Raw genomic sequence first — 3,340 nt, 5'->3', positions numbered from 1 at the left:
ACCGGCGGTTTTGGCGGCGTTGCCTATCTCGCTGAAAAGGGCTTTTTTGCCCCAGAGCGCGTGCAGCATGTGATCATTCCCGAACCGCTCAACAAGGACCGCATCTGCCTTGGCCACCGCGGCGTCTGGTGGGCCGAGATCGAGACGCGCGGCGCGATCGCCCACGGCGCGATGCCGTTCCTTGGCGATTCGGCCATCCGTCACATGGGCGCCCTGCTCCATGCCTTTGAAGAAGAGCTGTTTCCCGCGCTCGATGCCAAGCAGACACGCATGCCTGTCGTGCCGGAAGGTGCGCGCCGTTCCACCATGAACATCAATTCCCTCCATGGCGGCCAGACGGAAGATTTCTTCCCCGGCCTGCCCTCGCCCAACGTCGCTGATTCCTGCCGTATGGTGATCGATCGCCGCTTCCTCATCGAAGAGGATATTTCCGAAGTGAAAGGCGAAGTGGTTTCGATCCTCGAACGCTTGAAGCAGGACCGGCCCAGGTTCGACTATTCCATGCGCGACCTTATGGAGGTCCTGCCGCTCATGACCGAGGAGAACGCGCCCGTGCCCAGCGCGATTGCCGCCGGCGTCCGCGAAGTCTTTGGCAAGGAACCGGAGTATGTCATTTCCCCCGGCACCTACGACCAGAAGCACATTTCGCGCATCGGCCACCTTCACGATTGCGTCGCCTACGGTCCCGGCATTCTCGATCTGGCTCACCAGCCCGACGAATGGGTGGGCATCGAGGACATGGTTCAGTCGGCGACCGTCATGGCCATGAGCCTCGATGTGCTTTTGCGCGGCGCCGCGCCTCCGGGTTAACCCATTCCACGGCGCGATTTACAGCCGCTGCGAAACGCGCTTCAATTCTTGAAAAATCACACGGTCCTGCGGGAGAGAGACATGAAAGCCATCAAGTCCATAATCGGCGGAGCGACGCTGTTATTGGCCGCGGGAACAGCCGCGATCGCCGCGCGCACCGATCTTGTGATCGGCGTGGTTCTGGAACCGCCGCATCTCGATCCCACCGCCAGTGCCGCGGCGGCCATCGACGAAATCCTCTATGCCAATCTGTTTCAGGGACTGACCCGCATCGGCCGTACCGGCGAGGTACTTCCCGCGCTCGCCGAAAGCTGGGAAATCGCCGACGATGGCAAGACCTACACTTTCAAGCTGCGCTCCGGTGTCACGTTTCACGACGGCACCGCATTTGACGCCGAGGACGTGAAATTCACCCTCGACCGGGCCCGCGCCGAAGATTCGACCAACGCACAGAAACAATTGTTCGCAGCCATCGAAACGGTCGAGGCGCTCGATCCGACCACCGTTGAGATCACGCTGTCTTCCCCGCAAGGCTCCTTTCTCTACAATCTCGGCTGGGGCGATGCCGTCATCGTCGCGCCGGAATCCGCCGATGGAAACAAGGAAAACCCCATCGGCACCGGACCGTTCAAGTTCGACAACTGGGCCAAGGGCTCGGCCGTCACACTGATCAGGAATCCCGATTACTGGGGCGAGCCGGTGGCGCTTGAAAAGGCCGAGTTCCGCGTCGTTCCCGATGCGGCCGCAGCGATCCCCGCGCTCTTATCGGGCGACGTTCAGGCCTTTCCGCAAATGCCCGCCGGCGACGCGCTCATCCAGATCGAGAGCGACCCGCGCTTTGTCGTGAAGATCGGCGCCACCGAGGGCGAGACCATCCTGTCCACAAACAACGGCAAAGAGCCGTTCAACAACGTCAAAGTGCGCCAGGCCATCGCCCATGCGCTGAACCGCGAGGAAATCATCGCCGGCAACGGTTCGGGCTATGGCACACCCATCGGTTCGCATTTTTCGCCCGCAAATGAAGCCTATGTCGATCTGACCGGCACCTATGCCTACGATCCGGCCAAGGCGAAGCAATTGCTTGCGGAAGCAGGTTATCCCGATGGCTTCCAAGCCACGCTGAAGCTTCCCCCGCCTGCCTACGCGCGCGACGGCGGTCAGGTGGTCGCCTCGCAACTGCGCCAGGTCGGCATCGAGCTGGAAATCATCCCCGTCGAGTGGGCCCAGTGGCTGGAACAGGTGTTCAAGAACAAGGATTACGACCTTACGATCATATCCCACACCGAGCCGAACGACATCAACATCTATGCGCGCGACGACTACTACTTCAACTATCACAATCCCGCCTTCAAGGAGGTCATGAACGCGCTGGACGCCACGGCGGACCCTGCCAAGCGCATCGAGCTCTACCAGACCGCGCAGAAGATCATCGCCGAAGACGCGGTGAACGGGTTCATGTTCCAATTGCCGAAGATCGGTGTGTGGGACGCCAAACTCGAGGGCATGTGGGAAAACTCTCCGGTGCAGGCCAACGACCTGACGGACGTGAAGTGGACTGATTAAGCAAGAGAAGGATCGTCCCGCCGTGTGCCTGTACGGCGGCGGGATGGCTGTGTCCATGCTCGTCTATCTTCTCAAGCGCATCGCCATCGGTCTCGTCACGCTGGTCGTGGCGTCCGCCGTCGTGTTCTTCGTTCTGGAAATCGTCCCGGGCGATCCGGCCCTTTTAATGCTCGGCATGAACGCCGAGCCCGACACGCTGGCCGCATTGCGTGAAGAAATGGGCCTCAACCAGCCGGTCCTCATACGCTATTTCGGTTGGGTATCGGGCATGGCGCTCGGCGATTTCGGCAATTCCTACACCTATTCCTCGCCGGTTCTGGAACTGATCGGCGAGCGCGTCATGGTCTCGCTGCCGCTGGCGCTCATTTCGCTCCTTCTGTCCACGGCCATCGCCCTGCCTGTCGGCATTTTCGCGGCCTCGCGGCGTGGCAAACCGGCCGACACGCTTTCCATGGGCGCCGCCCAGGTGGGGGTCGCCATACCCAATTTCTGGTTCGCGCTGCTCCTGATCTATCTCTTTGCCGTCTGGCTGCGCCTCGTGCCCGCCGGTGGTTTCCCCGGTTGGGATGCGGGGCTCTGGGCCGGCTTGAAGGCGCTCATTCTGCCGGCCATCGCGCTGGCTCTGCCGCAGGCGGCAATTCTCGCCCGCGTCACCCGCTCGGCCATGCTGGAGGTGCTTGGCGAGGACTATATCCGCACCGCGCGCGCCAAGGGCATGCCGCGCCGCATCGTTCTGTGGCACCACGCGCTGCGCAATGCGCTAATCCCGGTTTTGACCATTCTGGGCCTGCAATTCGCCTTCCTGCTCGCCGGCACCATCATCATCGAGAACGTGTTTTATCTGCCTGGTCTGGGGCGCCTCGTCTTTCAGGCCATCACCCAGCGTGACCTGATCGTCGTCGAAGGCGTGGTAATGCTGCTCGTCGCCACGGTCATCGCCGTCAACATTCTCGTCGACATCGGTTAT

At 61.6% G+C, this 3,340-nt stretch carries 3 protein-coding genes; all 3 read left to right on the top strand.

The window, feature by feature from the left end:
• The coding region (locus QZ638_RS22955) for an acetylornithine deacetylase/succinyl-diaminopimelate desuccinylase family protein (RefSeq protein ID WP_295815022.1) at positions 1 to 810 on the top strand (810 nt) is incomplete at its 5' end.
• A gap of 81 nt (positions 811 to 891) precedes the next feature.
• A complete protein-coding gene (locus QZ638_RS22950; RefSeq protein ID WP_295815021.1) occupies positions 892 to 2,373 on the top strand; it encodes an ABC transporter substrate-binding protein in 1,482 nt (493 codons plus the stop codon).
• A gap of 55 nt (positions 2,374 to 2,428) precedes the next feature.
• The coding region (locus tag QZ638_RS22945) for an ABC transporter permease (protein WP_295815023.1) at positions 2,429 to 3,340 on the top strand (912 nt) is incomplete at its 3' end.

The sequence above is a fragment of the uncultured Nitratireductor sp. genome (assembly GCF_913053745.1).
In the GTDB taxonomy this organism is placed as follows: Bacteria; Pseudomonadota; Alphaproteobacteria; order Rhizobiales; family Rhizobiaceae; genus Nitratireductor.
This window is presented reverse-complemented; position numbering and strand designations above follow the sequence as displayed.